Below are 306 nucleotides of genomic sequence, written 5' to 3'. Positions count from 1 at the left end.
ACAGAGTCTGAATACCGCAACATTGTAAGTAGAAGCTATTATTCTATGTACCATTCAGCTTTAACGATTTTAGCACATGAACCACCATCATATGGAGGTCAAGGTGTACACTCATCACTAATCAGCTATTTACAGTCTAATGATGTAAAAACAAGTGAAGTGCATTCGCCTAGCACTTTGAAGGCTTTATCCTATATGCTTCAGCAGTATAAAGCTCAGCGAGTTATTGCTGACTATTATTTAACGCAAAACATCACTAAAGACAACGCATCTGATTCCGTCAATACCGCCAAGAGATTCAAGAAA

At 37.9% G+C, this 306-nt stretch carries 1 protein-coding gene; it reads left to right on the top strand.

Features of this window, described 5'->3' with window-relative positions:
* Nucleotides 1-45 precede the first annotated feature (45 nt).
* Nucleotides 46-306 (top strand): hypothetical protein (locus tag AB4653_RS16380; protein ID WP_372104750.1); only part of this gene is annotated, 261 nt, incomplete at its 3' end.

The organism is Vibrio sp. 10N.222.48.A3, from assembly GCF_041475345.1.
GTDB lineage: Bacteria > Pseudomonadota > Gammaproteobacteria > Enterobacterales > Vibrionaceae > Vibrio > Vibrio tasmaniensis_A.
Note: the sequence above shows the minus strand (reverse complement) of the source record. Positions and strands in the feature narration are given on the sequence as shown.